The organism is Roseovarius sp. A-2, from assembly GCF_002072155.1.
In the GTDB taxonomy this organism is placed as follows: domain Bacteria; phylum Pseudomonadota; class Alphaproteobacteria; order Rhodobacterales; family Rhodobacteraceae; genus Roseovarius.
The window spans coordinates 65,135-90,598 of the sequence record NZ_BDIY01000018.1 but is presented as its reverse complement, the minus strand read 5'-3'; the positions used below and the strand labels follow the sequence as shown (position 1 = coordinate 90,598).

Genomic DNA, 25,464 nt, shown 5'->3' with positions numbered 1-25,464 from the left:
GTAGACTGTATCATGGTGAGGGGACGTACCTTGGAAACTGAGTTTTCTGGCTTCGACAACCAAAAAATACCTGCTTTCAAAAGCTTACGCTACCTTCACCACACCCCCATGAATTATTCGGGTTAATTGACGGCCTTCAAAGAATGAACGCGATCACCTCTTTCATCAGCAATGACTTCTCAGTTCAGGGCGGATATTTTGACTTGAATACCTTTGCTACAACTAAGGACCTGTTGGATAGACATCAGTTGGAGCAGCGCAAACCTGTTCTGGATAGGGACCACTGTCTGGCAATTGCAGCCTATCCAGTGCCGCTGTCGATTTATGAGTTCGCAGAATCGGAGTCTGTTGACGAGGTGTTTCGGCGCATCAATTCAGGCGGCAGACAGTTATCCCGCCAAGAGTTGCGCACAGCCGGTGCCATAAATGCATTTGCCGAGACTGTTAGAACAATATCATCGAAGATAAGAGGTGACTCTTCTAGTTCGGACATTCTCCTACTAAACAGAATGAAGGAAATCAGTATAACAAATGTTGATTTAGATTATGGTATATCTGCCGACACAGTATTTTGGGTTAGAAATAATATTTTGACAAAAGATCATTTACGGCAAAGCCGCGACGAAGAGCTAATCGCAGACCTAATTGCATACATGGTCTCGGCAGAACCCGTTGCATCTCGCGCAGAGCTTTTCGACGATTATTTTGGAGCAGTTAATCCTCTGGAAGGCGCACGGCTGGAGAGATTTGAAGCAGTTGACAACGCAGTTCGCATGCGCTCACCGGAACTCCTAGAATACGATTTCACACGCACTCATGATGAGATAGTATTGACACTTACTGCTGCAGACAAATCTCTCGCAGAACTACTCTTTGCAAACTACAACGCCGGAAATCCAATCCCTCGATACTTTCAAGCCGTATTTCTTGCGTTCCACCAGCTGATAGTTAAGGACAATAAAACAGTTGCCAACAGAACGGGCTTGATCACACGCTTAAATGACGCTGGTAAAAATATCGTCATCCAAGAAGGTGGGCGTTGGGGCGCAGAAAATCGATCAGCCGCGGTACACACGGTGGTTGGAATGATCCAAGACTTTTTCGAAGACGATGCGGCGCCGGATCCAGCAAAAGTACATTGGGTCACAAAGCTGCAAAACCTCCTTACAAATTCGAAAACAGAACAGTCTGCTTATGACTTCAAACAAGGCTTTATGACTTTACTTGATGAACCAACGTTTGATGAAGCGTGCTTTGAAAAGATTCTGAAGACTTGCGTAGGAATTGCTAATATTTCGCGAGGCCATAAAGGGTACGTAATCGTGGGTGTCGCAGAAACTGATGCAACGGCTGCGCGAGTAGAAAAGGTGTTTGGCGTTCCACCTGTTTCTTACAGTGGTTTCTATATAACCGGCATTGAGCATGAAGCGAATATGATGGGTAAGAGCTTAGACCAATTGTTCCAAGAAGTAAGCGATCGGGTGAAAAACAGTAAGATATCCGAACCACTTAGGTCGTACCTCAGTACGAGACTTAAGACCGTAAGATACTTTGATAAATCCCTTTTTGTTTTTGAGATTGAGGGGCAAACTGCTGTTTCAAGATACAACGAGAAATTCTTTGAACGTAACGGCACCCAGCTTGTTGAGGTCTCCCCAGAAAACCTTGGGTCCCTTTTTGCTCGATTTCCGGCATAGTATCGCGGGATAAGGCAGGCTTTGGGGTGCGGTCAGCTGGGGCCACCCCCGTCATCCCCAGATTCCCGCCCCGTGACCACCGTCCGGGGCCGCGAAACCGGCACCGACGCAATACCGACAGAATACCGACGCGGGTACAGCCTGCGCGAAAACCGCTTTTCTCTCCCCCCGTTTTACGCAAGGAAGGGCACATGCCGATCCTCGCCTTCCTCCGCGACAACGCGCCCTGGCTCACCGCTGGGGTGTTGCTGACCTTTCTCAGCAGTTTCGGGCAGACCTATTTCATCTCGGTCTTCGCCGGGGAAATCCGTGCGGGGTTTGGGCTAAGTCACGGAGAATGGGGCGGAATTTACACCCTCGGCACCACCGCCTCGGCCCTTGTCATGGTCTGGGCCGGCGGCCTGACCGATCATTTCCGCGTCCGCGTTCTGGCCCCGATTGTCCTGCTGCTGATGACCGCCGCCTGCCTGTCGATGGCCCTCAACCCGGTCTGGTGGCTGCTGCCTTTCGTCATCTTTGCCCTCCGCTTCACCGGCCAAGGCATGATGAGCCACCTCGCCGTAATCGCCATGGCCCGCTGGTTCATCGCCAGCCGGGGAAAAGCCTTATCTATCGCGAGCTTAGGCAACGCAGTGGGGGAGTCTCTGCTGCCCCTGATATTTGTTTCCCTGCTGATAATCCATGACTGGCGGATGCTGTGGGTGGCCGCTGCGGTGATGGCCCTGATCGGCATTCCGCTCCTCCTCCTGCTCTTGCGTCGCGAGCGCACACCGCAAAGCTGGGCGCAAACCAGCCAGTCGCTCGGCATGGACGGGCGGCACTGGACCCGCTCTCAGACGCTGCGGCATTTCCTGTTCTGGTTCATGATACCAGCGCTGCTCGGGCCCTCGGCCTTTAACACGGCGTTCTTCTTTCACCAGGTACATATCGCTGAGATCAAACAGATTTCTCATGTGGAGCTGGTGGCGATTTTCCCGCTCTACACGGCGGCGGGGATCGGCGCGATGGTGCTGTCGGGCTGGGCGCTCGACCGGTTGGGCACGGCGCGACTCTTGCCGTTCATACAATTGCCGATGGTCGTGGCCTTCACGCTCTTTGCATTCTCCGAGGGCCCGGTGATGCTGATCCTCGGCTTTGTCTTTCTGGCGCTGACCACCGGTGCCAATAGCACCCTGCCCAATGCGTTCTGGGCGGAATTCTACGGCACCGCGCATATGGGCAGCATCAAGGCGATGGCGGCGGCGATCATGGTGTTCGGCTCGGCCATCGGGCCGGGGCTCACGGGGCTCGGGATCGACCTCGGTCTCGGGATCGAGACGCAGTTCCTTCTGATCGCCGGCTATTTCATCTTTACCAGCGTGATGATGGCCATCGGCGTGACGCGCGCCCGCCCGCAGCTATCGCTGACGCCGTAGATAGACGTAATAGGCCCCGCCGCCGCCATGTTTCAGGTGTGCCTCGCTGATCTGCAGAACCAGCGGCGCGAGCGGCATCATCCTGAGCCATTGCGGCACGTTGTGGCGCAGCACGCCGTGGCGCACCGGGATCGGCCCGCCGGGATCGCGATGCTTGCCCTTGCCGGTGACGACCAGCACGAGGCGCAGCCCTGCCGCGTGCGAGCGCTGGATGAAAGCGTTGATCGCGGGATGCGCCTGATCGAGCGTCATGCCATGCAGATCGAGCTTGGCCTCGGGCGTCAGCTTGCCGCGTTTCAGCCGGGCATGCGCCTTCTTGTCCATCTTCACCGGGGCATTGCCGATGCGTTCGGCAATGCCCGGCAGCACGTCATGGCCGCTCGGCTGGCCGTTGGCGGATTGGCCAATGGCGAACGGCGCGACCGGGCTCGCCCGCGATGTAACAGGCTTGGGCTTGGGCTTCGCAGTATCGGTCAGGGCCCCGGGTTGCGGCCTGCGTTCGGGTGCAAGCGGCGTGGCTTTTCGCGCCACCTCCTCCCACAGGGCCAGCTCATCCGGGCGCAGGCGGCGGCTCACGGCTCGTGCTCCATGAGCATGGCATAGGCACGCTGGATCGGCATCAGCACGACCATGCGCCCCGGATCGCGCAGCTTGCCTGCGGCAAGACCTGCCGCATCGCCGGTGCCGAAGAAGATATCGGCGCGCTGCGCGCCCTTGATCGCCGATCCGGTATCCTGTGCAATCATCAGGCGGTGGATGGGATCGGTGCCCGCCTTCTCGATCCAGACCGGCGCTCCCAGAGGTACATAGGCCGGATCGACCGCTACGGTGCGCCCGGTGGTAACGGAACGGTTCATCGCACCCAGAGGTCCGCGATCGGCAGGCACCTGATCAACCCGGCGAAAGAACACGTAAGACGGGTTATGCATCAGGAGCTCACGCCCTTCGACCGGGTTGCGGCGCACCCAGTTCTTGATCACCTGCGCCGAGACTTGATGGACGTCATAGACCCCACGCCGCACCAGTTCGACGCCGATGGAGCGGTATTCATGCCCGTTCGCCCCGCCATAGCCGACGCGGATCACGCTGCCATCAGGCAGCCTGATCCGGCCCGAGCCCTGGATCTGCAGGAAGAAAAGCTCCACGGGGTCGTCAACCCAGGCAATTTCGAGACCTCGGTCGCGCATCACGTCGGTTTCCAGTATCTCACGCCGGGTCAGCCATGGATTGCTACGTCTCGCCTCGGGCGGCTCACGATAGACCGGATAACGATAGCGCGCGTCAGGCCGTAAAGCGCCGTTCAGTTCCGGCTCGAAATAGCCGGTGAAAAGCGCGGGCTTTCCGTCACTGATCACAACAGGGCGAAAGAACAATTCAAAGAAAGCACGCGCATCGGGCCGTTGATTGGCCAGAGCACAGAGCGCCGTCCAGTCCGGATCATCGAGATCGGCACAGCTGTTGAGAAACACCTCAAGAGCAGCGGCGTGATCATCAGCCTTCCAACCCTGTAAATCTGCGAAATCTAGAATCTCGTGGCGGATATCCTGTGAAACTGCGGGGGGGCCCAGCCCGGCGAAGGCCAGTGCCAGCATGATCGCCCGCAGCGCGCCGGTCATTCGCCCGTGGCAACAAGCCGCCAGTTCGGATCGTCCGAGCCCATGACACGCTCGTAGGTCCAGATATCCTTCTGACGCTTGCTCTGTCCTGGCGCGCCCTCGAGGATTTCGCCATTGGCATCACGCACGACAGAAATCAGCTCTCCAACGCAACGCACATCGATTTCGGCGCTTCGGGTTTCGGAATTGAACCTTGCATCGACCAACGCCAAGTCGCGAACCCCAAGAAACTCCGCCTCTATGGTCAGCCCCTGTTTCTCGCGCTCGTCGACGACCTGCGCGAAGGCCTCATAGACGTCGCGATCCATGAACGGCATCACCTCGTCAAGCTTGCCTCGCTCGAAGGCCATGAGGATCATCTCATACGCCCCACGCGCACCTTGCAGGAACCCGGTGACATTGAAATCGGGCTCGATGCGTTTCATCTCGGCGAGGGCGGACGCGGCGTCGGAATCTTCGGGTACGTGATCGATGATGTCATGATCGGGCCCGCCCTCGATCACCTCGAAATCCCGGCGCGGGCTCTGGCCGGTGCGGGGCTGCGTGCGCGGCGGGCCTTCATGACCGTCCCGTGTGCCCAGAACGCTTTTCAGTCGCAGGATCAGGAATATGGCGATACCGGCGAGCACCAGTAACTGCAAAATGGGCGAATTCATGGGCACCTCATGTTGTGCGGGGCATGGTAAGCACGGTCGCTCGCCCTTATGTAGGGGACGCGATGGACCAAGTCCACCGTGAGGACCGGAAAACCAAGGAGGTCGCGCATGTGGCTTTTGCTCGCATTCATCGCGTTTCCGTTGATCGAGATCGCGTTGTTCATTCAGGTCGGCGGGTTGATCGGGCTCTGGCCGACGCTGGCCATCGTCATCCTGACCGCGCTGCTTGGCACATGGCTCTTGCGGAAGCAGGGAGCGGTCGCGCTTGCAGATCTGCGCCGCAGCTTTTCCGAGGTCGAGGATCCATCCGAACCACTGGCGCATGGCGCGATGCTCCTGTTTGCCGGGGCACTCTTGCTGACACCGGGGTTCTTCACCGATGCAGTGGGCTTTGCCCTTTTGACGCCGCCAGTCCGAAGGAAGATCTTCATCGAGCTACGCAAGCGGGTGCATGTGGCACGGTTCCAGGCGGGACCGCAGCCCCGAACCGAAACGCGACCCGGTGCAAGGCCCGACATTATCGAAGGCGATTACGAGGATCTCGATCCTCCGGGGTCCAGACCAAACGGCGACTCGGGATGGACAAGGCATTGAGGCGCTGCGCGCCTCCTGCTATGGAACTCACGATAGTTATTTGAGCCATCGATCAGGAGAATCCCATGGCAGAACAAGAAAACGGGGCCGCCGCCCAGGAAACCCCGCCGCTGCGCATGCACATCATGACGCAATTCGTGCGCGATCTGTCCTTTGAAAACGTACTGGCGCAGCGCGGCACCGGTGGAGAGGTTCAGCCCGACGTTCAAGTTGCCGTCAATCTCGACGCCAAGAAGCGCTCAACCGAGCACCAGTACGAAGTGGCGACCAAGCTCAACATCACCTCGCGCAACAAGGAAAACCAAGAAACGCTTTTCCTCATGGAGATGGACTATGTCGGTGTGTTCCACGTCGAGAACGTTCCGGAGGAGCAACTTCACCCTTTCCTGCTGATCGAATGCCCCCGGATGATATTCCCTTTCATCCGCCGCATTGTCAGCGACGTGACCCGCGACGGCGGCTTCCCTCCGCTCAATCTCGAGAACATCGATTTTGTTCAGCTTTACCGCAAGGAAATCGCCCGACGTCAGGCCGAATCCGGCGCTCAGAAGGCAGACGCCTAACCTATCGCAACCAGATTGCCGCTTCGCCCATCCGTTCGACAAAGGCGCGATGGGCGGCGCTTTCGTCTTTGCTGAGGCGCGAGGGCAGGGGCTGCGGGCGCGGTGCGGGGCGCCAGCCCGCATCCACATTCTGCCCGGCGTGATCTGTCGCATGTCCAGATGACAGGACGAGATCGGGCTGCCGCCCACCGATCAATTCCAGATAGACTTCTGCGAGAATCTCGGAATCGAGCAACGCGCCATGCAGGGTGCGCGCGGTGTTGTCGATGGCGAAGCGACGACAAAGTGCATCGAGAGATGCTGGCGAGCCGGGAAATTTCTGACGCGCGATGGCCAGCGTGTCGATGGCTTGCGCCCAAGGCAACTGCGGCAGGCTGAGCCAGCCCAGCTCGGCGTTTAGGAATTTCATGTCGAAGGCGGCGTTATGGATGACCAGCTTGGCATCGCTCACGAACTCGACAAAGGCGCGCGCCACCTCGCGGAACACGGGCTTGTCCTTCAATGTCACCTCGCCGGGGCGAGGTGGGCGCGGTGCGTCAAGAAGATCGGGGCCAATACCATGCACGCCAAACGCCTCTTCGGGCATGCCACGTTCCGGGTTTATATATTGGTGATAGGTGCGACCGGTGGGCATATGGTTGTACAGTTCGATAGCGCCTATTTCCACAATGCGGTCGCCGCTTTCGGGGTCGAAGCCCGTGGTTTCAGTGTCGAGCACGATTTCACGCATGAAGCCGGTTCCTTCTGATATCGTCGATAACCGCGCGGACCTGCTCGCGGGCATGATCCATGCTGTCGGTCCTGATCACATAATCCGCGCGAGCCCGCTTTTCATCATCCGGCATCTGTTTTTCCAAGATTGCCTTGAATTGCCCGGCGTCCAGGGTTCCGCGCGCCAGAACCCGGGCGCGTTGCTCTTCGGGTGTTGCGGTGACAACCACTGTTGCATCCAGATATCGCTCCGCGTCGGTTTCGAACAAGAGCGGAATATCGAGCACGGTGATCGGTGCGCTTTGCGCGTCCAGAAACGCCTTTCGATCGCAAGCCACTAGCGGATGAACGATTGCTTCGATTCGTTGCAAGGCGTTGGGGTCCTGCCGGATAATGTGCTTGAGCGCCTCGCGGCATACGGCACCTTCATGCACTGCTTCGGGAAAGACCCTTGCGATAGGCGCAACCGCAGCGCCCCTTTGGGCATAAAGCCGATGGACAGCAGCATCGGCATCCCAGACGGGACAGCCGAAATCGGCAAACATTCTGGCGGTGGTCGACTTTCCCATGCCTATGGAACCGGTCAGCCCGAGGCGGAACGTCATCGCAACACCGTTGCGCGGGTCGCGGAATCGACTGTTGGACGGGTTCCGAACCACCGCTCGAACGCGGGCACGGCCTGATGCAGCAGCATACCAAGCCCGTCGACAGTGATACAGCCGCGTTTCTTCGCCTCATGCAGAAATGGCGTTTCGAGCGGCGTGTAAACGAGGTCGGTCACCACTGCCCCCTCTCGCAAACCGTCGAGCGGAACGCGGAGCGGCGGGCAGCCTATCATACCAAGCGACGTAGTGTTGACCACGGTACGGGCCTCATCAAGCATGTTGCCGGCCTGAACCCAATCGACAACAGTCAGGCGCCGTCCGAATTCCTGCTGCAATGCGTCGGCACGCACGCGTGTCCGGTTAGAGAGAAGAATCTCGGGAACGCCCACATCCAAAAGCGAAGCGATCACCGCCCGCGCGGCACCACCGGCACCAAGGACAGCCGCAGGGCCGCTTTCGGGGATCCAACCGGGAGCGTTCTGGCGCAGGTTTTGAATGAAACCGTAACCGTCGGTATTATCGGCGTGGATCCTGCCATCCTTGCGAAAGATCAGGGTGTTGGCGGCACCGATCAACGTTGCGCGATCGGTGACGAGGTCCGCTATCGACAGGGCCTTTTCCTTGTGCGGCACGGTGACATTCACGCCAACGAAGCCCGCACGAGGCAGGGCACCCAGAACCGTTTCCAGATCATCGGTCTCGACATGCATGGGGATGTAATACCCGGAGATTCCAAGCATCTTGAGCCAATGACGGTGCAATTGCGGCGACTTGGAATGCGCGATCGGACATCCGATCACGCCTGCAAGCGGTATCTTGGAATGGGTCATGTCGGCAAATCTCCTCGTCCGATCAGGAAAGACAAGAGATCGAGAAGTGGCAAGCCCAAGATGGTGAAATAGTCGCCTTCCACACGGGAAAACAAACGGACGCCTTCAGATTCAAGCTGGTAGGCCCCTACAGATTCGCAAATGGTCGGCCAGTTGCGATCAACATACGCATTTATCCACGCGTCGGACAGGTCCCGCATCGTCATATGGGCAACCCCGACATATCGCCAGATCGGCTCTCCGTCACGACATATGACCGCTGCCGAAAGAAGGTCATGACGCCGTCCGCGCAAATCGGCAAGCTGGTTGCGCGCGTCATCGGGGGACTGCGGCTTTGACAGGATGCGACCATCGAGATCAAGCACCTGATCACATCCAAGGACGAGGGCACCTGGAACCTTCCGGCTGATCCGAAGGGACTTTTGCTCAGCCAGTGTATCGGCAATGTCTCTTGGAGAAGCCCGCTCGGCCTGAAGCGCTTGACGGATGGCCTCTTCGTCGACCTGAGCGGGTTTCACCTCAACGCGGAGATTCGCGTTTTCGAGAAGGATTCGGCGAATCCTGGAGCTGGATGCGAGGGTTAGGGTTAAAGTCATGTGCATAACCTCATGAAGATCTCGGGTATTTCTCAGAAGTGCGGCTGTTATTGATCCATCGACTGCGGTGGATATCGTCAATCCGCAGATATTCGAAGAGGTTACAAACATTCCATCCCATGTGGAAAAGCATAAGTGCCTGCTGTGAAGAAGACTGGCAGGTACTCGTCATGAACAGGGTTTGGAAATGAAACGCTGAATATTGTTTTCATAAATTATTGATATTTATTGATAATTTATCGATCCAGCTTCGAGCCTCCACTGTCAGCCCTATATCTTTCGGTTCGGGATGATGTTGATATGTCGTTGGATAAACAAAAAATCAACAGACCACCGGATGCCTACCTAAATCATCAATACTCTTAAATATTTATTCTTTTAATGTCGTAATGTGGATCGGCGTGCTGATCCCAATCATGATTGACGCAGTACCACGAGCAGCGTAGGAACGTGTCGTGACCGTCCTGGTCGCACTGATTCCCCTTCTGAGACACTTTCGCACCAGTTAATGGTGACAGCACAGGATATAGACATGTCTGACGATCGCTTGAATCTTTCGGATCTAAAGGCGCACAGCGCCAAGGATTTGCTCGCGATTGCCGAAGAGCTTGATATCGAGAATGCGTCGACCATGCGTAAGGGCGAGATGATGTTCTCGATCCTGAAAGAGCGCGCAGATGAGGGCTGGATCGTTTTCGGGGACGGGGTGCTCGAAGTTCTTCAGGATGGTTTTGGTTTCTTGCGGTCGCCCGAGGCGAATTATCTTCCGGGACCTGATGACATTTACGTGTCGCCTGAGATGATCCGGCAATATTCCCTGCGTACAGGGGATAGTATCGAGGGGGAGATGCGTCAGCCGGACGAGAACGAACGCTATTTCGCACTAACCTCTGTGACACAAATCAACTTTCAGGAGCCTGAGCGCGCCAGACACAAGATCGCGTTCGACAACCTGACACCGCTATATCCCGATGAGCGGCTGACGATGGAGGTCGAGGACCCCACGGTGAAGGACCGTTCGGCGCGCGTCATTGATCTTGTGGCTCCTATCGGGAAGGGGCAGCGGTCTTTGATTGTTGCGCCGCCGAGGACAGGCAAGACGGTTCTTTTGCAGAATATCGCGAACAGCATCGAGAAGAACCATCCGGAGTGCTATCTCATCGTTCTTCTGATCGACGAGCGTCCTGAGGAAGTCACCGATATGCAGCGGTCGGTCAAGGGTGAGGTTGTGAGCTCGACTTTTGACGAGCCCGCGACTCGCCACGTGGCCGTATCCGAGATGGTGATTGAAAAGGCTAAGCGGCTTGTCGAACACAAGCGGGACGTTGTGATTCTGCTCGATTCCATTACCCGTCTCGGTCGTGCGTTCAACACCGTGGTCCCGAGTTCGGGTAAGGTGCTGACGGGTGGCGTTGATGCCAATGCATTGCAGCGACCGAAAAGGTTTTTCGGGGCGGCGCGTAACATCGAGGAGGGCGGTTCTCTCACGATCATCGCAACAGCACTGATTGATACCGGCAGTCGTATGGATGAGGTGATCTTCGAGGAATTCAAGGGTACGGGGAATTCGGAGATTGTCCTTGATCGGAAGGTAGCGGATAAGCGGATCTTCCCGGCGATTGATATCCTCAAATCAGGCACTCGGAAGGAAGACCTGCTGATCGATCGAAACGATCTCCAGAAGACGTTTGTTCTGCGGCGTATTCTCAATCCTATGGGGACGACCGATGCCGTCGAGTTCCTTCTGTCCAAACTGAAACAAACCAAGACGAACACGGAATTTTTCGATTCCATGAACACTTAGGTTTGAAAGCGAGGTCGTGTGATGGATACGATCTTTGCGCTGTCAACTGCTCGGGGTAAGGCCGGTGTGGCGATTATACGGATATCTGGTCCGGCTGTCCCGGAGGTTGCGCAGCAGTTTTTCGGTGGGCCGCTGACGCCGCGTAAGGCGACATTACGGGTCTTGTATGACGATGAGGGAGAGCGTCTGGATGAGGCGCTTGTTTTGTATTTTGAGGATGGAGCGAGTTTTACGGGGGAGCCTGTGCTTGAGCTTCAGACCCATGGTAGCCAGGCGGTTGTCAGTGCCGTTTTGCGTCGTTTAGGACGTATTGCTGGATTGCGTGCGGCGGACGCGGGGGAGTTTACCAGGCGCGCACTTGCTAATGAACGCCTCGATCTGACCCAGGTGGAGGCGCTTGCCGATCTTATAGACGCTGAGACCGAGGCGCAGAGGCGGCAGGCGATGCGGCTTCTTTCGGGTGAACTTGGCTTAAAGGCGGCGGAATGGCGGCGAATGCTGATACGGGCTGTGGCGCTGGTTGAGGCGACCATCGATTTCGCCGATGAAGATGTGCCCGTTGATGTTTCTCCTGAAGTTGTTTCGATCCTTAGCCAGGTGATTGCTGATTTGACTGTGCAGATTGAAGGTCGCACAGTAGCGGAGCGTATCCGGGAGGGGTTTGAAGTTGCGATCCTGGGACCACCTAACATCGGCAAGTCCACCTTACTGAACGCGCTAGCCGGACGCGAAGCGGCCATTACGTCTGAATACGCGGGTACAACACGGGACGTTATTGAGGTAAGAATGGATCTCAGGGGGTTGCCGGTGACGTTGCTGGATACCGCCGGGTTGCGGGAAACGAAGGATGCCGTAGAGACCATCGGTGTCGAGCGCGCGAAGGAGCGCGCGCGGACCGCCGACCTTCGTGTCTTCCTGAGTGATGGGGAGGCACCGCCGCCGGATCTATTTTTGGAAGGTGACCTGTGTCTGTTTGGAAAGGGGGACTTGCGGAATGATAACGATGGCTCCGTTTCCGGGTTGACGGGCAAGGGCGTAGACGGGCTTGTAAAGCGAGTAGGTGATGTTCTTGAGGAAAGATCGGCCTCAGTGGGGGTCGCAGTTCGGATAAGGCATGAGGAGGCAATGCGTCTCGGCATGAGGGCGCTTGAGTCCGCCCTTTCGATGGTTGAAGGCGGCGAGTCTTGCGCTGACATTGCAGCTGAGGAGTTGCACAGCGCGATCCGGGCCCTTGATTCTTTGGTGGGACGGATTGATGTTGAGGCAGTCCTGGACGAGATATTCTCGAGCTTCTGCCTCGGGAAGTAAGGAGCGTTTCACGTGAAACATTTCGATGTCATTGTTATCGGTGGCGGGCATGCGGGTGCCGATGCCGCACATGCCTCGGCACGAATGGGCGCGACGACGGCACTGATCACTCTTTCTGCGCGTGATATTGGTACCATGTCATGCAACCCTGCGATCGGTGGTCTGGGTAAGGGCCATCTCGTGCGCGAGATCGACGCGCTGGACGGGGTCATGGGGCACGTGGCCGACAGGGCCGGAATTCAGTTTCGCTTGCTAAATCGGCGTAAAGGACCTGCAGTCCAGGGCCCCAGAGCACAGGCAGATCGAAAGCTGTACCGCGACGCTATGCAGCAGGTGCTTGAGCAGCGCTCGGGTCTTGAGGTTCTTTTTGGAGAGGTCGCTGATTTCGTCATGCAAGGTGATCGGGTGACCGGCGTCTGCTTGAAAGATGGCAGTGTGATCCGTGCCAGAGCCGTTATACTGACCACGGGCACGTTCTTGCGTGGCGTGATTCATATTGGTAACGTCACAAAGCCCGGCGGCAGGCTGGGCGATCCCCCCAGCGTGGGTCTGGCGGCGCGGATAGACGAGCTCGGCTTGCCGATGGGGCGCCTGAAAACAGGAACGCCCCCGCGACTGGATGGGAAGACAATCAATTGGGAGATACTCGATTCGCAGCCGCCAGACGATGATCCGGTGCTGTTCTCGTTCTTCTCGAAAACCCCGTTTGCGCGGCAGGTATCTTGCGGGATCACACATACAAACGAAAAAACCCACGAGATCATCCGAGATAATCTCACGCATTCTGCAATGTATGGGGGTCGAATTGACGGTGTTGGTCCGAGATATTGCCCGTCAATCGAGGATAAGGTCGTTCGGTTTTCGGATAAGGCGTCCCATCAGATTTTTCTGGAGCCTGAAAGCCTGTCCGACGATACGATCTATCCGAACGGTATATCGACGTCACTCCCGGAAGCGGTTCAGGAGTCATACGTTCGTTCCATTCGGGGGCTTGAGCAGGCAAAGATTCTGCAACCCGGCTATGCTATAGAATATGATTATGTCGATCCGCGGACTCTTGATCAACATCTCGGCGTAAAGGGCGTTCCTGGTCTGTTTTTCGCTGGGCAGATCAATGGCACGACGGGATACGAGGAGGCGGCCGCACAAGGTCTCGTGGCGGGTCTGAACGCTGCGCTGTACGCTAAAGAAAGAGATCCTCTGCGCTTCAGTCGCTCCGAGAGTTATATCGGTGTCATGATTGACGATCTAACGACTCGCGGTGTAAGCGAGCCGTATCGGATGTTCACGTCGCGTGCGGAGTTTCGCCTATCGCTTCGAGCAGATAACGCGGATCAACGACTGACTCCGGTCGCGCTTCGAATCGGGTGCGCCAGCGAAGAGCGTAAGGCCATGTTCGAGGCGCGCATGCAACGCCTCGAGAAAGCTAGAACCGCGTTGGAGGCGCGTACATACACACCAAAGGAGCTCCAATCTGCGGGCGTCGGCGTAAATCAGGACGGGACGCGGCGGACCGGGTTTGAGGTTTTGGCATTTCCAGATGTGACGTTCGAAAGTCTTTGCGCTTTGGATTCGCGCCTCGCGAGTATTGGAGAGGACATCCGGCAACAGCTGTCGAACGACGCGCTTTATGCGAACTACATAAAGCGGCAAGCGTCTGATGTGGCGATGCTTCGGCGCGACGAAGCGCAGGCAATCCCGCACGATTTCGATTTCGAAGTCCTTCAGGGCCTTTCCAATGAGTTGAAATCCAAGCTGAATGCCGTCAGACCTCAAGACCTCGCGCAAGCCGCACGGATTGATGGTATGACACCCGCGGCCTTGACGTTGATCCTGGCGCGACTTCGTCAGGCTGAGCGGGCCAAGCGCGCATGACGCCCGATCTGCGTGTTTCACGTGAAACACAAGAGCGTCTCGAAATCTACGCCACGCTCCTCAGGAAATGGAACCCGCGAATCAATCTCGTGTCGCGGTCGTCTCTCAATCAACTGTGGACGCGTCACATTCTGGATTCCGCGCAACTTCTGGATCTCGCAGAGGAGAATGTGACCAGTTGGGTGGATCTCGGCTCCGGTGGTGGATTCCCCGGTCTGGTCGTCGCCATCATCGGCACAGAGCGCCGCGCACCGCTAAAATGCACTCTCATCGAAAGCGATGCCAGAAAATCCGCATTTCTGCGCACGATCATTCGAGAAACCGGCGTAAACGCAACTGTAATCACGGACCGTATCGAGGCCGTGCCACCGCAAGGGGCTGATGTTGTCTCAGCACGCGCCTTGGCTGATTTGTCCACACTGATCGGTTTTGCGGATAGACATCTAAGCTCCACCGGGAAAGCTCTGTTTCCGAAGGGAGAAAACTGGCGGGAAGAGGTCGAAGTCGCTCAATCCAAGTGGCAATTCGATTACAGGATTGCTAAAAGCAAGACTGAACCCGGCCCCGTCATCTTGAGCGTCACAGGAGTTGTCCGTGCCTGACCCGACCTGCAATGTAACACCCAAGATAATCGCGATAGCCAATCAAAAAGGTGGCGTTGGCAAAACGACGACCACCATAAACTTAGGAGCTGCATTGGCCGAGAACGGCAAGCGGGTCCTTATCGTCGACTTAGATCCTCAAGGAAACGCGTCAACCGGGCTGGGGATCGATTTGGAAGCGCGCGAATATACTACCTACGATCTGCTTCTGGACGACGTTCCGCTCACCGATATCATTCAGAAAACAGCGCATGAAAATTTGAATATCATCCCCGCCACGGTCGACCTCTCATCGGCGGATCTGGAGCTGATGTCGAACGAAAAGCGCAGCTTTCTGCTCCATGATGCGCTACGCCAGCATGCAATGGAAGGTTTTGACATAGATGTCATACTTATAGATTGCCCCCCGTCGCTCAATCTGTTGACGATCAATGCGATGGTTGCCGCACATTCGGTGCTCATTCCCTTGCAAAGTGAGTTCTTCGCCCTTGAAGGGCTGTCCCAGCTCATGCTCACTGTGCGCGAGGTGCGGCAGAGCGCCAATACGGCCTTGCGGATTGAGGGTGTTGTTCTCACCATGGTCGACACACGAAACAACCTTTCTGCACAGGTGGAAAAGGATGCGCGTGACAATCTCGGAGACCTCGTCTTCCGGACAAGAATACCCCGGAACGTACGTCTCAGCGAGGCCCCGTCCTATGCTCTGCCCGTTCTCAATTATGATTCTCAATCCAAGGGCGCGCAGGCATATCGGGATCTTGCACGTGAATTGCTGGAAAAAAGTACACCCGCCGCGGCCTGAGCAGGAAGGAAGTTCGCGATGAGCAGTAAGAAAACACAGAACCGAGGGTTGGGCCGAGGGCTTTCGGCGCTAATGGCCGATGTCAACGAGCCGGGAGAGAAGTCGGACGGAAACGCTTCTCGTCAGCCGGACATGATGGTGCCCATTACGCGGGTTCACCCGAATCCGGAGCAACCAAGGCGACACTTCGATGCCGAGTCTCTTGCGGATTTATCGCGGTCAATCGCAGAAAAGGGCATAATACAGCCTCTGATCGTGCGCCAGAGCCCGCGTCAGCAAGACGCCTATGAAATCGTTGCCGGTGAGCGTCGTTGGCGCGCCGCACAAATGGCGCAGTTGCATGACATTCCGGTCATTCTTCGCGATTTCAACGACACAGAGGTTCTTGAGGTCGCGATCATCGAGAATATCCAGCGTACTGACCTGAACCCAGTCGAAGAAGCTACGGGTTATAGCCAGCTCATGACCAAGTTCGGGCACACTCAGGAAAAGCTTGCCGAGGTCCTAGGCAAGAGTCGCAGTCATATCGCCAACGCGGTCCGCCTGCTGAACTTGCCCGACGAAGTTCTGGTCTACCTACGCGAGGGACGGTTGTCTTCGGGGCATGCCCGGGCGCTCATAACATCTCAGGATCCAGCGGCGCTGGCACGTGAGGTTATCCGGAGATCCTTGTCCGTCCGCGAGACGGAAAAACTCGCCAAATCCGAGGGGGAACCGAGCAGGACCGGCAGTAAATCCGGCGGATCGAGGTCGGGATCAGTGGTAAAGGACGCTGACACCATAGCCCTGGAGGAGGACCTGTCCGCAAACCTGACGATGTCAGTTTCCATAGATCACCAGCAAGGTCAGGAAACTGGACATATGACGATTCGCTACACGTCCCTGGATCAGCTCGATCGTCTGATAGGCATGCTCAGCGTGTGATAATACTACTAATCTGGCAAAAGTTGGGTCAGGATCGCGTTGAGAACCGCGATCCCTTGGCGGGTTGCCATCAACCGTGTGCCGCGCCGTTCAAGCATTCCAATTTCTTCGAGGTGCTGTAAGCGGTCTTCGTTCAACGGCGTGCCGTTCAGCGTGGCAAAGCGGTTCATGTCAATACCCTCGCGAATGCGGAGGCCCATTAGAAGGTACTCACCGGCCTGTGTTTCAGGCGAAAGCGGTGTGACGACACGTTCGGTCTGGCCGCTCTCTGCTTCCTTCAGCCAGAGATTCGGCTGAAGCCAGGTCTCCGTTGCATACCTTTGCCCGGCGCGGGTCACTCTGCCATGCGCCCCGGGACCGATGCCGATATAATCCCCGTAGCGCCAGTAAATCAGATTATGACGCGATTCCGACCCCGGCTTTGCATGGTTAGAAACCTCATAGGCCCCCATGCCCGCCGCATTGCAGATCTCCTGTGTCGCATGGTACATATCCGCCGCAAGATCGTCACCGGGCAGACCGCGCAGCTTGCCCGACGCATAACGATCGCCAAAGGCTGTCCCGCCCTCGATCGTCAGTTGATAGAGCGACAGGTGATCCACCGCCATATCGAGCGCTCGCTTCAATTCATCGCGCCAAGACGCGAGATCCTGTTCCTGTCGGGCATAGATCAGATCAAAGCTCACGCGGCTAAAGTATTTTCTCGCGATATCAATGGCTTGCTCAGCTTCCGCCATAGAATGAATGCGCCCGAGCTGTCGTAAATCAGTGTCATTCAACGCTTGCACACCCAATGACACGCGCGAAACACCGGCCTCACCATAGGCTCGAAATCGCCCGGCCTCCACCGAGCTAGGGTTCGCCTCCAGCGTCACTTCGAGATCATTTGCCGTCGGCCAGGCGCGCCGAGCCTCGTCCAGGATCACGGCTACCGTCTCGGGCTCCATCAGACTTGGCGTACCGCCGCCAAAAAACACGCTATTGAGCACGCGCCCGGGCAGTGCCGCCGCATAACGTCTGATCTCCTGCACATACGCGGCCCGCCACCGCGCGTGATCTATTTCGCGCGCCACGTGGCTGTTGAAATCGCAATAGGGGCATTTCGCCTCGCAGAACGGCCAGTGCAGATAAAGCCCGAAGCCACCGGTCTGCCAATCTTCAACCAAAACAACCTGCAATAAATTTCTGAAATGCGTCTGCTCGGTGACTGATCCGGTTCTTCTCCCAACGGTCCATTTCCCCAAAGGTCACATCTTGGCCCACGGGCTGAAAAATCGGATCATACCCATGCCCGTTCGTGCCCCGCATGGGCCACACGATCCAACCCTCGATCGTACCCTCGAACACCTCGTCCTGCCCGTTTGGCCAGGCTAGCACCAACGTACAACAAAACCGCGCCGTCCAAGGCTGCGGCTCCTTGCTCGAGACAAGCATGTCATGCGCGCGCGTCATAGCCATGACAAAGTCCCGACCTGTCTCTGTTTCGGCCCAATCAGCGGTATAGACCCCCGGCGCACCGCCAAGTGCGTCGATCATGATGCCCGAATCATCCGACAGCGCAGGCAGCCCGGTGGCTTTCGCCGCCGCATGAGCCTTGATGCGCGCATTGCCCGTGAATGTCGTCTCAGTCTCCTCAGGCACGCTCAGGCCCTTGTCAGCCGCACCGACAACCGTCACGCCATAAGGACCGAGAAGCGACGCAATCTCCTCCAGTTTGCCTGTGTTATGCGTTGCCACAAGCAGCGTATCGTCGGTGAACTTAGGCACCCGTTGCCTCACGTTGTTTGGTGGCAAGCGTGTCCACCCCCTTCTCGGCAAGATCGAGCAAGGTATTCATCTGGTCTCGGCTATAGGTCGCGCCTTCGGCGCTCATTTGTACCTCGATCAGCCGCTTCGATTCAGTCATGATGAAATTCCCGTCAACACCCGCCTCGCTATCCTCGGGATAATCGAGATCGAGCACCGGCTGACCAGCATAGATCCCGCAAGACACCGCCGCCACAGGATCAGTCATCGGATCGCTGATCACATCCCCGGCTTTCATAAGCTTTGCGACCGCAAGGCGCAGTGCAACCCAACCCCCGGTGATCGAGGCGCAGCGCGTGCCGCCATCGGCCTGAATGACATCGCAATCCACGGTGATCTGTCGCTCGCCCAATGCCACACGATCCACCCCGGCACGCAGCGAGCGCCCGATCAACCGCTGGATTTCCACCGTCCGGCCGCCCTGCTTGCCCGCCGTCGCCTCGCGCCGCATCCGGCTTCCGGTAGAGCGGGGCAGCATGCCGTACTCCGCCGTCACCCAGCCAAGACCAGTCCCCTTCACAAAGGGCGGCACCCGATCCTCGATTGTTGCAGTGCATAAAACATGCGTGTCGCCCATCTTTATGAGGCAAGACCCCTCGGCATGTTTCAACACGCCGGTTTCGATTGAAACTGGACGTAATTCACTTAAATCTCTACCCGAAGGCCGCATTTCGTACCCCTTTTCGCTTTGGTTCGGGGATACATGCGGCGGGCCCCGGATGGCAAGCCCGATTGACCTTTACCGCCGCCCGTCTTTAATGGCGGGTCAGACAGGAACCGTGCCGAATGAACGACGCCAGCAAAATCCTGGACCAACTCAACGACCGCTCGCGCGAAGTGTTTCGCCGCGTTGTCGAAAGCTATCTCGCCAATGGCGATCCGATCGGCTCCCGCACGCTCACCCGTGATTTCAGCGAAAAGGTGAGCGCGGCAACGATCCGCAACGTGATGCAGGATCTCGAATATATGGGCCTCCTCGGTAGCCCACATATCAGCGCCGGTCGCGTACCGACCCAAGAAGGGCTGCGCATGTTCGTTGATGGTCTGCTCGAGGTGTCTGATCCGGAACTGACAGATCGCCGCATGATCGACGCCACCGTCGTAAGCAATTCGCAGGACGTGGGCGGCATTCTCGATCGCATCGGATCGGCGCTCTCGGGCGTCACGCGCGGTGCGTCACTCGTGCTGGCGCCCAAACATGAGGCCCCGATCAAACATATCGAATTCGTCAGCCTCGCGCAGGATCGGGCGCTGGTGGTTCTTGTATTTTCCGATGGCCATGTCGAGAACCGCATCTTCACGCCACCGCCGGGCCAGACACCCAGTTCGATGCGCGAGGCCGCAAATTTCCTCAATGCGCTGATCGAGGGACGCACGCTCTCGGATGTGCAGCGGGTGATCGCCTCCGAGATCGACAAGCGTCGACAGGAGATTGACAGCCTGTCCCAGGCGTTGGTCGAAAGCGGCCTTGCCGTATGGCAGGGTGAAGGCGACAGCTATGAACGCCTGATCGTGCGGGGCCGTGCGAATTTGCTCGATTCCGGGGCCGAAGACGAAGACCTCGACCGCATTAGAATCCTGTTTGACGACCTTGAGCGCAAGCGCGACATCGCCGAGTTCCTCGAATTGGCCGAAGATGGCGAGGGCGTGCGCATTTTTATTGGCTCTGAGAACAAACTTTTCTCACTTTCGGGTTCCTCTTTGGTCGTCTCTCCATATATGAACGCTGACCGTAAGATCATTGGCGCGGTCGGGGTCATCGGCCCGACGCGCCTGAATTATGGGCGGATCGTGCCGATCGTTGACTACACCGCGCAACTGGTAGGCAAACTGATCTCCGACCGGAGTTAGAGGTGACAAATGGCAGAGCCAAGAGAAGACAGCTTCCTTGACGATATTGAAGAGGCAGCGGCAGAAGAGCAGGAATATACCGGGGGCGAAATCACCGAAGAGGCTGCGGAACTAGACGCACTCCGGGCTGAGCGTGACGCGCTTCAGGACAAGTTCATGCGCGCCCTCGCAGATGCCGAGAACGCGCGCAAGCGCTCCGACAAGGACCGGCGTGAGGCCGAGAACTACGGCGGCTCCAAGCTAGCCCGTGACATGCTGCCCGTGCATGACAATCTCAAGCGTGCCCTTGACACAGTGACCGAGGAACAGCGTGCGGGTTCCGCTGCCCTGTTCGAGGGGATTGAACTCACCCTGCGCGAGTTGCGCAATGTCTTTGCCAAGCATGGCATCACCGTGATCGACCCGCAGGTCGGCGACCGGTTCGATCCGCAGCATCACGAGGCGATGTTCGAGGCTCCATTGCCCGGCACCAAGGCGGGCGAGATCATTCAGGTTTCCGCCCAGGGCTTTATGCTGCACGATCGCATCCTGCGCCCGGCGCAAGTCGGCGTCTCGTCGAATCGCGGGTGACGACGGGGCGGGGCGTCACCCCGCCTTGTCCGCCAGCCCCTTCAATTCATAAAGCAGATCCAGCGCCTCACGCGGGCTGAGCGTATCGGGCAGGACCTCGGCAAGCCGCGCCTCCACCTCCGAGCGGCGAATCGCCACCGGGGCAGGGGGCGGCGTCGCGGCAAAGAGTGGAAGATCGTCGATCAGCGCCTTTTGCGCACCACCGCCCTCACGCTCGCCTTTCTCCAACGCATCTAGAACCACCCGCGCCCGTGCGACGACTGCCTCTGGCAGCCCGGCAAGCTTCGCCACCTGAACGCCGTAACTACGATCCGCCGCGCCACGCCGCACCTCGTGCAGAAAAATCACCTCGCCGTCATGTTCCTTGACTGCCACGGTGGCGTTGTCCACGCGGTCGAGTTTGTCGCAAAGATTGGTCAGTTCATGGTAATGAGTCGCAAAAAGCGCCCGGCAACCATTCACGTCATGTAGATGTTCCAGTGTCGCCCAGGCGATGCTCAGCCCGTCATAGGTTGCTGTGCCGCGCCCGATTTCATCTAGGATAACCAGCGCATGTTCATCCGCCTGATTGAGGATCGCCGCAGTTTCGACCATTTCCACCATGAAGGTCGAGCGCCCGCGTGCAAGGTCATCTGACGCGCCGACCCGACTGAAAAGCTGACTGACCATGCCGATATGCGCAGACCGCGCAGGTACATAACTGCCCATCTGAGCCAGCAGAGCAATCAGCGCGTTTTGCCGCAGAAAGGTCGATTTACCAGCCATGTTCGGCCCGGTCAGCAGCCAGATATCGCTCTCTCCACCAAGCGCGCAATCATTGGCGATGAAGGGCGCGCCACCCTGTGCGCGCAAGGCCCGCTCTACCACAGGATGCCGCCCGCCTTCGATCAGCAGCGCACGGCTTCCATCCACCTCGGGGCGACACCAATGCTGGCCCTTCGCCAGATCGGCCAGTGCCGTGGCAAGGTCCAGTTCCGACAGGCCGCGCGCGACCTGTGCAATCTCTGCCGACTGCTCCAGAATCGCGGCGTTCAGACAATCATAGAGCCGCTTCTCGATCTCTAGCGCCCGGCCACCGGCATTGAGGATACGCGTTTCCATCTCACTCAGCGGCACGGTGGTAAAACGGACCTGATTGGCCGTGGTTTGGCGATGCTTGAACGTCTGGTTCAGCGGTGCCGCCAGCATCTTTTCTGCATGGGTCGCCGTTACCTCGACGAAATAACCTAACACGTTGTTATGCTTGATCTTAAGCGAGTTGATCCCGGTCTCACGAATATAGTCGCCCTGCAAGCCCGCGATCACACCGCGCCCTTCATCGCGCAACTTGCGTGCCTCGTCGAGATCGGCGTCATATCCCGGCGCGATGAAACCGCCATCACGCACCAGCAGAGGCGGCTCTTCGACAAGGGCCTGGTCCAGCAGATCGAGGAGTGCGTCCTGCCCGGTCAGCCCCGAGATCGCCTCAGCCAGCAGGGGCGGCAGGTCGATGGCTTTCAGACGTGCCGCGATCTCCGCCGCCTGCGCCAGCCCGTTCCGCACTGCTGCCAAATCGCGCGGTCCACCCCGGCTCAGACCCAGCCGAGATAACGCGCGGTCCAAATCGGGAACCCGGCGCAGCGTCTCACGCAAATCTGCTGACATGCGACCCTGTTCCACAGCAAAACTCACCGCATCCAGCCGATCCTGTACCACTTCCAGCACCCGGCTCGGGCTTGAGAGCCGCCGCTCCAGCAACCTCCCGCCGCCCGCCGTCACCGTTCGGTCAATCGTGGCCAGCAGCGACCCCGCTCGCTTGCCATCCAGCGCGTGCGTGAGTTCCAGATTGCGCCGGGTTGCGGCATCGATCTGCATAACGCGTGCCTGCACCTCGCGGACCGGCTGGCGCAGCAATGGCAGATTGCCCTTCTGGGTGATCTCCAGCCATTCAACAATCGCCCCCATCGCCGCGGTCTCGGGGCGGGTGAATTGCCCATAGGCCTCCAGTGTGCTGACCCCAAACAGCGTGCAAAGCCGCCTTTCACCTGCCGTGCTGTCAAACGCCGCCTGTCCCAAAGCGGTCAGCGACGCACCACAGTCACACACTATATCGGCCAAACTCGTCTCGTTTTCCTCCGACACAACCACTTCCCGGGGGGTCAATCGCGCCAGTTCGGGCCCAAGCCGCGCGGCAGACAGCGGCATGACGTGAAACGCACCGGTGGAAATATCGACCCAGGCCAGCGACCCTTCGCCGCGCACCTGCGCGAAGGCCGCAAGATAATTGTGCCGCCGCGCTTCGAGCAGGCTTTCCTCGGTTAGCGTGCCGGGGGTCACCAGACGCACGACCTCGCGGCGCACCACCGATTTAGATCCGCGTTTCTTCGCCTCCGCCGGGTCTTCCATCTGCTCACAGACCGCGACCCGAAACCCCTTGCGAATAAGCGTCAGCAGATAGCCCTCGGCGGAATGCACCGGCACCCCGCACATTGCGATATCCTCGCCCTGATGTTTGCCCCGCTTGGTCAGCGCGATGTCCAGCGCCTCGGCCGCCGCCGCCGCGTCATCAAAGAACAGCTCATAGAAATCACCCATCCGGTAGAAAAGCAACGCCCCCGGATAGTCGGCCTTGATCTCCAGATATTGCGCCATCATTGGCGTCACGGCCGCGGCTGCGCTGGTCACTTCTGCCCCCTGATCTGCTTGCGGCTGACCTTACAAACCCGCAGCCACGCGCGAAAGCCCAAACCGCGTTTCGGTTCAGTGCCGCGCGAACCCCCGCTATGCAGGAAAAAGATTGATCAGGTCGAGGCCGCACAGCGTGCTCGCGCCCCGGGGTCTGCATGTCTCCTATTCCGCCGCGCCTCTGCTGCCGCGGCGCGACTGCGACGATTCCGATCGAAGCGGAGGTTGACGCCTTTCTTGTCGCTCAGGACTGACCGGCAAAGGGCGCCTCATTACCCCAAAGCTCTCTCACTCGCGCATCGCGTCCGCAGGCGTCACGGTAGAGCTTGTAGGCGCTCGCCTTGGTACGGGGCCCGAACCGGGTCAGCACGATATCGTTGCTCTTGTAATAGTCCTGATGATAGGCATCGGCCGGCCAGAACCGGTCCAGTTGCAGGATGGGCGTGACAATGGTCTGGCCCAACGCGTTGGCTGCATCCTCCTTTACCGTTCTTGCGAGCCTGTTTTCTGCCGCATCAGTCACAAAAATCCCGGTCTCATAACTTTCGCCCCGATCACAGAACTGGCCGCCGTCATCTGTCGGGTCGACCGAGCGAAAGAAGAGGTAGAGCAGTTGATCGCGCGTCACCAGCGTGGGGTCGAAGGTGATTCGGACCGCCTCCAGATGACCGGTGCCGCCGCGCGTCACCTGTTTGTAGGTCGGATTCTCGACAGTGCCTCCGGCAAAGCCCGACTCTGCCTCGACCACGCCTTTTACCTTCTCGAAATCCGCCTCGACGCACCAGAAGCAGCCACCTGCCACAACAAGCGTTTCGGAGGCCCCCGCGCGCGCCTCCTTCGCGTGCAGGCACAGGCCGACCACGATCAGCGCCGCCAGCGTCGCCGCCTTGAGTTCCCGAAGATATGCCACCATTGAAATGCCCTCCTGTTCGCCCTCAGTCTGACGCAAAACTGGCCTCACACCAATCGACGAGCCTGTGAGGTCACGCGCTGTTGAGCGATATTTCGCCCTTGGCACCAGTTCTCGGCGAACATACGCTGCACCGGAAACCGTGAGGCGACCAAGATGACCGACCACCAGACCACCCATGCTGCGCAAGAGGATGCGCGCAATGACGAGATCCTGATCTGGCTCAACGGGCGTATTGTCCCAAAGGCCGAGGCGGTGGTGAGCGTTTATGACAGTGGCTTCATGCTGGGCGACGGCGTGTGGGAGGGACTGCGCCTCTATAACGGAAAATGGGCCTTCGTGGGCGAGCATCTGGATCGCCTCTTCGAGGCCGCGCGCGCCATAGACCTCGATATCGGTATGACCCGGCAGGAGGTGTTTCAGGCCATAACCGAAACGCAATACGCCAATGAAATGACCACCGACGCCCATGCCCGCCTGATGGTCACGCGGGGGATCAAGACGCGGCCCTTCCAGCATCCGTCGCTCAGTCAGCAGGGCCCGACAGTGACGATCATCATGGAACATTCACAGCCGAAAATCGCCCGACCGATCCGCCTTGCCACCGTGCCGCACATCCGCGGACTGCCGATGACGCAGGACCCCAAGCTCAATTCTCATTCCAAGCTCAATTGCATCCTCGCCTGTATCGCGGCGGAAAAGGCCGGTGCCGACGAGGCGCTGATGCTTGATATCCATGGCTTCGTGAACACCACCAATGCCTGCAACTTCTTCATCGTGCGCAAGGGCGCGGTCTGGACCTCGACGGGGGATTACTGCATGAACGGCATTACCCGGCAAAAGGTCATCGACCTCTGTCGCGAGGAAGCCATTCCCGTTTATGAGAAGAACTTTTCCCTGGTCGAGGCATATGGCGCGGATGAGGCGTTTCTGACCGGCACGTTCGGCGCGCAAACCCCGGTCAGCGAAATTGATGGGCGGCAGATCGGAGAGGGCGGGCAGGGGCCGGTAACCACCCGCATTCAAGAGCTTTACAAGGCTCTGATTCAGCGTGAAACGCAGTAA

General features: G+C 58.2%; 25 protein-coding genes. 13 read left to right on the top strand and 12 right to left on the bottom strand.

Translation table 11 applies throughout. The features are described 5' to 3' along the window. Window positions 1-143 precede the first annotated feature (143 nt). Together BHD06_RS17025 and BHD06_RS17020 are read left to right on the top strand one after the other, a co-directional pair. Window positions 144-1,697: a hypothetical protein gene (locus tag BHD06_RS17025; protein ID WP_080458178.1), complete on the top strand. Its 1,554-nt coding sequence runs from the start codon at window positions 144-146 to the stop codon at window positions 1,695-1,697. A gap of 191 nt (window positions 1,698-1,888) precedes the next feature. Beyond that, entirely contained in the window at window positions 1,889-3,112 is a 1,224-nt protein-coding gene (locus BHD06_RS17020) for an MFS transporter (protein WP_080458177.1), read from the top strand. Here the strand turns inward: BHD06_RS17020 and BHD06_RS17015 are convergent. The 3 genes from BHD06_RS17015 to BHD06_RS17005 are packed head-to-tail and all read right to left on the bottom strand — an operon-like array spanning window position 3,095 to window position 5,384. Further along, a complete protein-coding gene (locus BHD06_RS17015) occupies window positions 3,095-3,688 on the bottom strand; it encodes a Smr/MutS family protein (RefSeq protein ID WP_080458176.1) in 594 nt (197 codons plus the stop codon). The genes BHD06_RS17020 and BHD06_RS17015 overlap by 18 nt on opposite strands. Then, window positions 3,685-4,728, bottom strand: a complete 1,044-nt coding sequence (locus BHD06_RS17010; RefSeq protein ID WP_080458175.1) for a murein transglycosylase A — start codon at window positions 4,726-4,728, stop codon at window positions 3,685-3,687. The genes BHD06_RS17015 and BHD06_RS17010 overlap by 4 nt, the downstream gene beginning before the upstream one ends. Further along, complete coding sequence (locus BHD06_RS17005) at window positions 4,725-5,384, bottom strand: Tim44/TimA family putative adaptor protein (RefSeq protein WP_080458174.1); 660 nt, start codon at window positions 5,382-5,384, stop codon at window positions 4,725-4,727. Before BHD06_RS17005 ends, BHD06_RS17010 begins: the two co-directional genes overlap by 4 nt. Window positions 5,385-5,492: 108 nt before the next feature. On the opposite strand from BHD06_RS17005, the gene BHD06_RS17000 reads away from it, so the two are divergent. Together BHD06_RS17000 and secB are read left to right on the top strand one after the other, a co-directional pair. After that, on the top strand, window positions 5,493-5,978 hold the full coding sequence (locus tag BHD06_RS17000) for an FxsA family protein (RefSeq protein ID WP_080458173.1): 486 nt from the start codon (window positions 5,493-5,495) through the stop codon (window positions 5,976-5,978). Window positions 5,979-6,043: 65 nt separating this feature from the next. Then, window positions 6,044-6,541, top strand: a complete 498-nt coding sequence (gene secB / locus BHD06_RS16995; protein ID WP_080458172.1) for a protein-export chaperone SecB — start codon at window positions 6,044-6,046, stop codon at window positions 6,539-6,541. 1 nt (window position 6,542) lies between these two features. On the opposite strand, the gene dnaQ is transcribed toward secB, so the two are convergent. From dnaQ to BHD06_RS16975, 4 genes are read right to left on the bottom strand one after another with little or no spacing between them, the layout of a single operon-like run. Then, window positions 6,543-7,271 (bottom strand): DNA polymerase III subunit epsilon, encoded by a 729-nt coding sequence (gene dnaQ / locus BHD06_RS16990; RefSeq protein ID WP_080458171.1) that lies wholly within the window; start codon window positions 7,269-7,271, stop codon window positions 6,543-6,545. Beyond that, entirely contained in the window at window positions 7,264-7,857 is a 594-nt protein-coding gene (gene coaE / locus BHD06_RS16985; RefSeq protein ID WP_080458170.1) for a dephospho-CoA kinase, read from the bottom strand. Before coaE ends, dnaQ begins: the two co-directional genes overlap by 8 nt. Beyond that, window positions 7,854-8,687: a shikimate dehydrogenase gene (locus tag BHD06_RS16980; RefSeq protein ID WP_080458169.1), complete on the bottom strand. Its 834-nt coding sequence runs from the start codon at window positions 8,685-8,687 to the stop codon at window positions 7,854-7,856. The genes coaE and BHD06_RS16980 overlap by 4 nt, the downstream gene beginning before the upstream one ends. Beyond that, window positions 8,684-9,283, bottom strand: coding sequence for a Maf family protein (locus tag BHD06_RS16975; RefSeq protein WP_080458185.1), 600 nt, complete (start codon window positions 9,281-9,283; stop codon window positions 8,684-8,686). The genes BHD06_RS16980 and BHD06_RS16975 overlap by 4 nt, the downstream gene beginning before the upstream one ends. Window positions 9,284-9,815: 532 nt before the next feature. Between BHD06_RS16975 and rho the strand changes: the two genes are divergently transcribed. Genes rho through BHD06_RS16945 form a run of 6 tightly spaced genes read left to right on the top strand, consistent with a single transcriptional unit; the run spans window position 9,816 to window position 16,598 of the window. Continuing rightward, complete coding sequence (rho, locus tag BHD06_RS16970) at window positions 9,816-11,087, top strand: transcription termination factor Rho (protein WP_080458168.1); 1,272 nt, start codon at window positions 9,816-9,818, stop codon at window positions 11,085-11,087. 21 nt (window positions 11,088-11,108) lie between these two features. Continuing rightward, window positions 11,109-12,395, top strand: a complete 1,287-nt coding sequence (gene mnmE / locus BHD06_RS16965; RefSeq protein WP_080458167.1) for a tRNA uridine-5-carboxymethylaminomethyl(34) synthesis GTPase MnmE — start codon at window positions 11,109-11,111, stop codon at window positions 12,393-12,395. Window positions 12,396-12,407: 12 nt separating this feature from the next. After that, window positions 12,408-14,270 (top strand): tRNA uridine-5-carboxymethylaminomethyl(34) synthesis enzyme MnmG, encoded by a 1,863-nt coding sequence (gene mnmG / locus BHD06_RS16960; RefSeq protein ID WP_080458166.1) that lies wholly within the window; start codon window positions 12,408-12,410, stop codon window positions 14,268-14,270. Further along, a complete protein-coding gene (gene rsmG, locus BHD06_RS16955; RefSeq protein ID WP_080458165.1) occupies window positions 14,267-14,872 on the top strand; it encodes a 16S rRNA (guanine(527)-N(7))-methyltransferase RsmG in 606 nt (201 codons plus the stop codon). Before mnmG ends, rsmG begins: the two co-directional genes overlap by 4 nt. After that, window positions 14,865-15,674 carry a ParA family protein gene (locus BHD06_RS16950; protein ID WP_080458164.1) on the top strand — a complete coding sequence of 270 codons (810 nt, stop codon included), beginning with the start codon at window positions 14,865-14,867 and terminating at the stop codon, window positions 15,672-15,674. The genes rsmG and BHD06_RS16950 overlap by 8 nt, the downstream gene beginning before the upstream one ends. 18 nt (window positions 15,675-15,692) lie before the next feature. Then, window positions 15,693-16,598, top strand: coding sequence for a ParB/RepB/Spo0J family partition protein (locus BHD06_RS16945; RefSeq protein ID WP_080458163.1), 906 nt, complete (start codon window positions 15,693-15,695; stop codon window positions 16,596-16,598). 8 nt (window positions 16,599-16,606) lie between these two features. On the opposite strand, the gene hemW is transcribed toward BHD06_RS16945, so the two are convergent. From hemW to rph, 3 genes are read right to left on the bottom strand one after another with little or no spacing between them, the layout of a single operon-like run. Then, window positions 16,607-17,764 carry a radical SAM family heme chaperone HemW gene (gene hemW / locus BHD06_RS16940; protein WP_080458162.1) on the bottom strand — a complete coding sequence of 386 codons (1,158 nt, stop codon included), beginning with the start codon at window positions 17,762-17,764 and terminating at the stop codon, window positions 16,607-16,609. Continuing rightward, window positions 17,757-18,365 carry an RdgB/HAM1 family non-canonical purine NTP pyrophosphatase gene (rdgB, locus tag BHD06_RS16935; RefSeq protein ID WP_080458161.1) on the bottom strand — a complete coding sequence of 203 codons (609 nt, stop codon included), beginning with the start codon at window positions 18,363-18,365 and terminating at the stop codon, window positions 17,757-17,759. The genes hemW and rdgB overlap by 8 nt, the downstream gene beginning before the upstream one ends. Further along, on the bottom strand, window positions 18,358-19,074 hold the full coding sequence (gene rph, locus BHD06_RS16930; RefSeq protein WP_080458160.1) for a ribonuclease PH: 717 nt from the start codon (window positions 19,072-19,074) through the stop codon (window positions 18,358-18,360). The genes rdgB and rph overlap by 8 nt, the downstream gene beginning before the upstream one ends. Window positions 19,075-19,190: 116 nt before the next feature. On the opposite strand from rph, the gene hrcA reads away from it, so the two are divergent. Together hrcA and BHD06_RS16920 are read left to right on the top strand one after the other, a co-directional pair. Beyond that, window positions 19,191-20,255 (top strand): heat-inducible transcriptional repressor HrcA, encoded by a 1,065-nt coding sequence (hrcA, locus tag BHD06_RS16925; RefSeq protein ID WP_080458159.1) that lies wholly within the window; start codon window positions 19,191-19,193, stop codon window positions 20,253-20,255. Between the two features lie 9 nt (window positions 20,256-20,264). Then, window positions 20,265-20,825: a nucleotide exchange factor GrpE gene (locus tag BHD06_RS16920; protein ID WP_080458158.1), complete on the top strand. Its 561-nt coding sequence runs from the start codon at window positions 20,265-20,267 to the stop codon at window positions 20,823-20,825. 15 nt (window positions 20,826-20,840) lie between these two features. Here the strand turns inward: BHD06_RS16920 and mutS are convergent, their stop codons facing one another. Both mutS and msrA read right to left on the bottom strand, forming a co-directional pair. After that, window positions 20,841-23,459 (bottom strand): DNA mismatch repair protein MutS, encoded by a 2,619-nt coding sequence (gene mutS, locus BHD06_RS16915; protein ID WP_080458184.1) that lies wholly within the window; start codon window positions 23,457-23,459, stop codon window positions 20,841-20,843. 274 nt (window positions 23,460-23,733) lie between these two features. After that, window positions 23,734-24,402: a peptide-methionine (S)-S-oxide reductase MsrA gene (gene msrA, locus BHD06_RS16910; protein WP_176214389.1), complete on the bottom strand. Its 669-nt coding sequence runs from the start codon at window positions 24,400-24,402 to the stop codon at window positions 23,734-23,736. Window positions 24,403-24,555: 153 nt separating this feature from the next. Here msrA and BHD06_RS16905 point away from each other — a divergent pair, with 153 nt between their 5' ends. Continuing rightward, window positions 24,556-25,464 (top strand): D-amino acid aminotransferase, encoded by a 909-nt coding sequence (locus BHD06_RS16905; protein WP_080458157.1) that lies wholly within the window; start codon window positions 24,556-24,558, stop codon window positions 25,462-25,464.

Coding starts and splice junctions, on each gene's coding strand:
- hrcA (WP_080458159.1), top strand. CDS start 19,191: ATGAACGACGCCAGCAAAATCCTGGACCAACTCAACGACCGCTCGCGC.
- BHD06_RS16920 (WP_080458158.1), top strand. CDS start 20,265: ATGGCAGAGCCAAGAGAAGACAGCTTCCTTGACGATATTGAAGAGGCA.
- BHD06_RS17020 (WP_080458177.1), top strand. CDS start 1,889: ATGCCGATCCTCGCCTTCCTCCGCGACAACGCGCCCTGGCTCACCGCT.
- coaE (WP_080458170.1), bottom strand. CDS start 7,857: ATGACGTTCCGCCTCGGGCTGACCGGTTCCATAGGCATGGGAAAGTCG.
- secB (WP_080458172.1), top strand. CDS start 6,044: ATGGCAGAACAAGAAAACGGGGCCGCCGCCCAGGAAACCCCGCCGCTG.
- BHD06_RS17010 (WP_080458175.1), bottom strand. CDS start 4,728: ATGACCGGCGCGCTGCGGGCGATCATGCTGGCACTGGCCTTCGCCGGG.
- dnaQ (WP_080458171.1), bottom strand. CDS start 7,271: ATGCGTGAAATCGTGCTCGACACTGAAACCACGGGCTTCGACCCCGAA.
- rsmG (WP_080458165.1), top strand. CDS start 14,267: ATGACGCCCGATCTGCGTGTTTCACGTGAAACACAAGAGCGTCTCGAA.
- mutS (WP_080458184.1), bottom strand. CDS start 23,459: ATGATGGCGCAATATCTGGAGATCAAGGCCGACTATCCGGGGGCGTTG.
- mnmE (WP_080458167.1), top strand. CDS start 11,109: ATGGATACGATCTTTGCGCTGTCAACTGCTCGGGGTAAGGCCGGTGTG.
- BHD06_RS16980 (WP_080458169.1), bottom strand. CDS start 8,687: ATGACCCATTCCAAGATACCGCTTGCAGGCGTGATCGGATGTCCGATC.
- msrA (WP_176214389.1), bottom strand. CDS start 24,402: ATGGTGGCATATCTTCGGGAACTCAAGGCGGCGACGCTGGCGGCGCTG.
- BHD06_RS17025 (WP_080458178.1), top strand. CDS start 144: ATGAACGCGATCACCTCTTTCATCAGCAATGACTTCTCAGTTCAGGGC.
- rph (WP_080458160.1), bottom strand. CDS start 19,074: ATGCGGCCTTCGGGTAGAGATTTAAGTGAATTACGTCCAGTTTCAATC.
- BHD06_RS17005 (WP_080458174.1), bottom strand. CDS start 5,384: ATGAATTCGCCCATTTTGCAGTTACTGGTGCTCGCCGGTATCGCCATA.
- BHD06_RS16905 (WP_080458157.1), top strand. CDS start 24,556: ATGACCGACCACCAGACCACCCATGCTGCGCAAGAGGATGCGCGCAAT.
- rho (WP_080458168.1), top strand. CDS start 9,816: ATGTCTGACGATCGCTTGAATCTTTCGGATCTAAAGGCGCACAGCGCC.
- BHD06_RS16945 (WP_080458163.1), top strand. CDS start 15,693: ATGAGCAGTAAGAAAACACAGAACCGAGGGTTGGGCCGAGGGCTTTCG.
- BHD06_RS17000 (WP_080458173.1), top strand. CDS start 5,493: ATGTGGCTTTTGCTCGCATTCATCGCGTTTCCGTTGATCGAGATCGCG.
- BHD06_RS16975 (WP_080458185.1), bottom strand. CDS start 9,283: ATGACTTTAACCCTAACCCTCGCATCCAGCTCCAGGATTCGCCGAATC.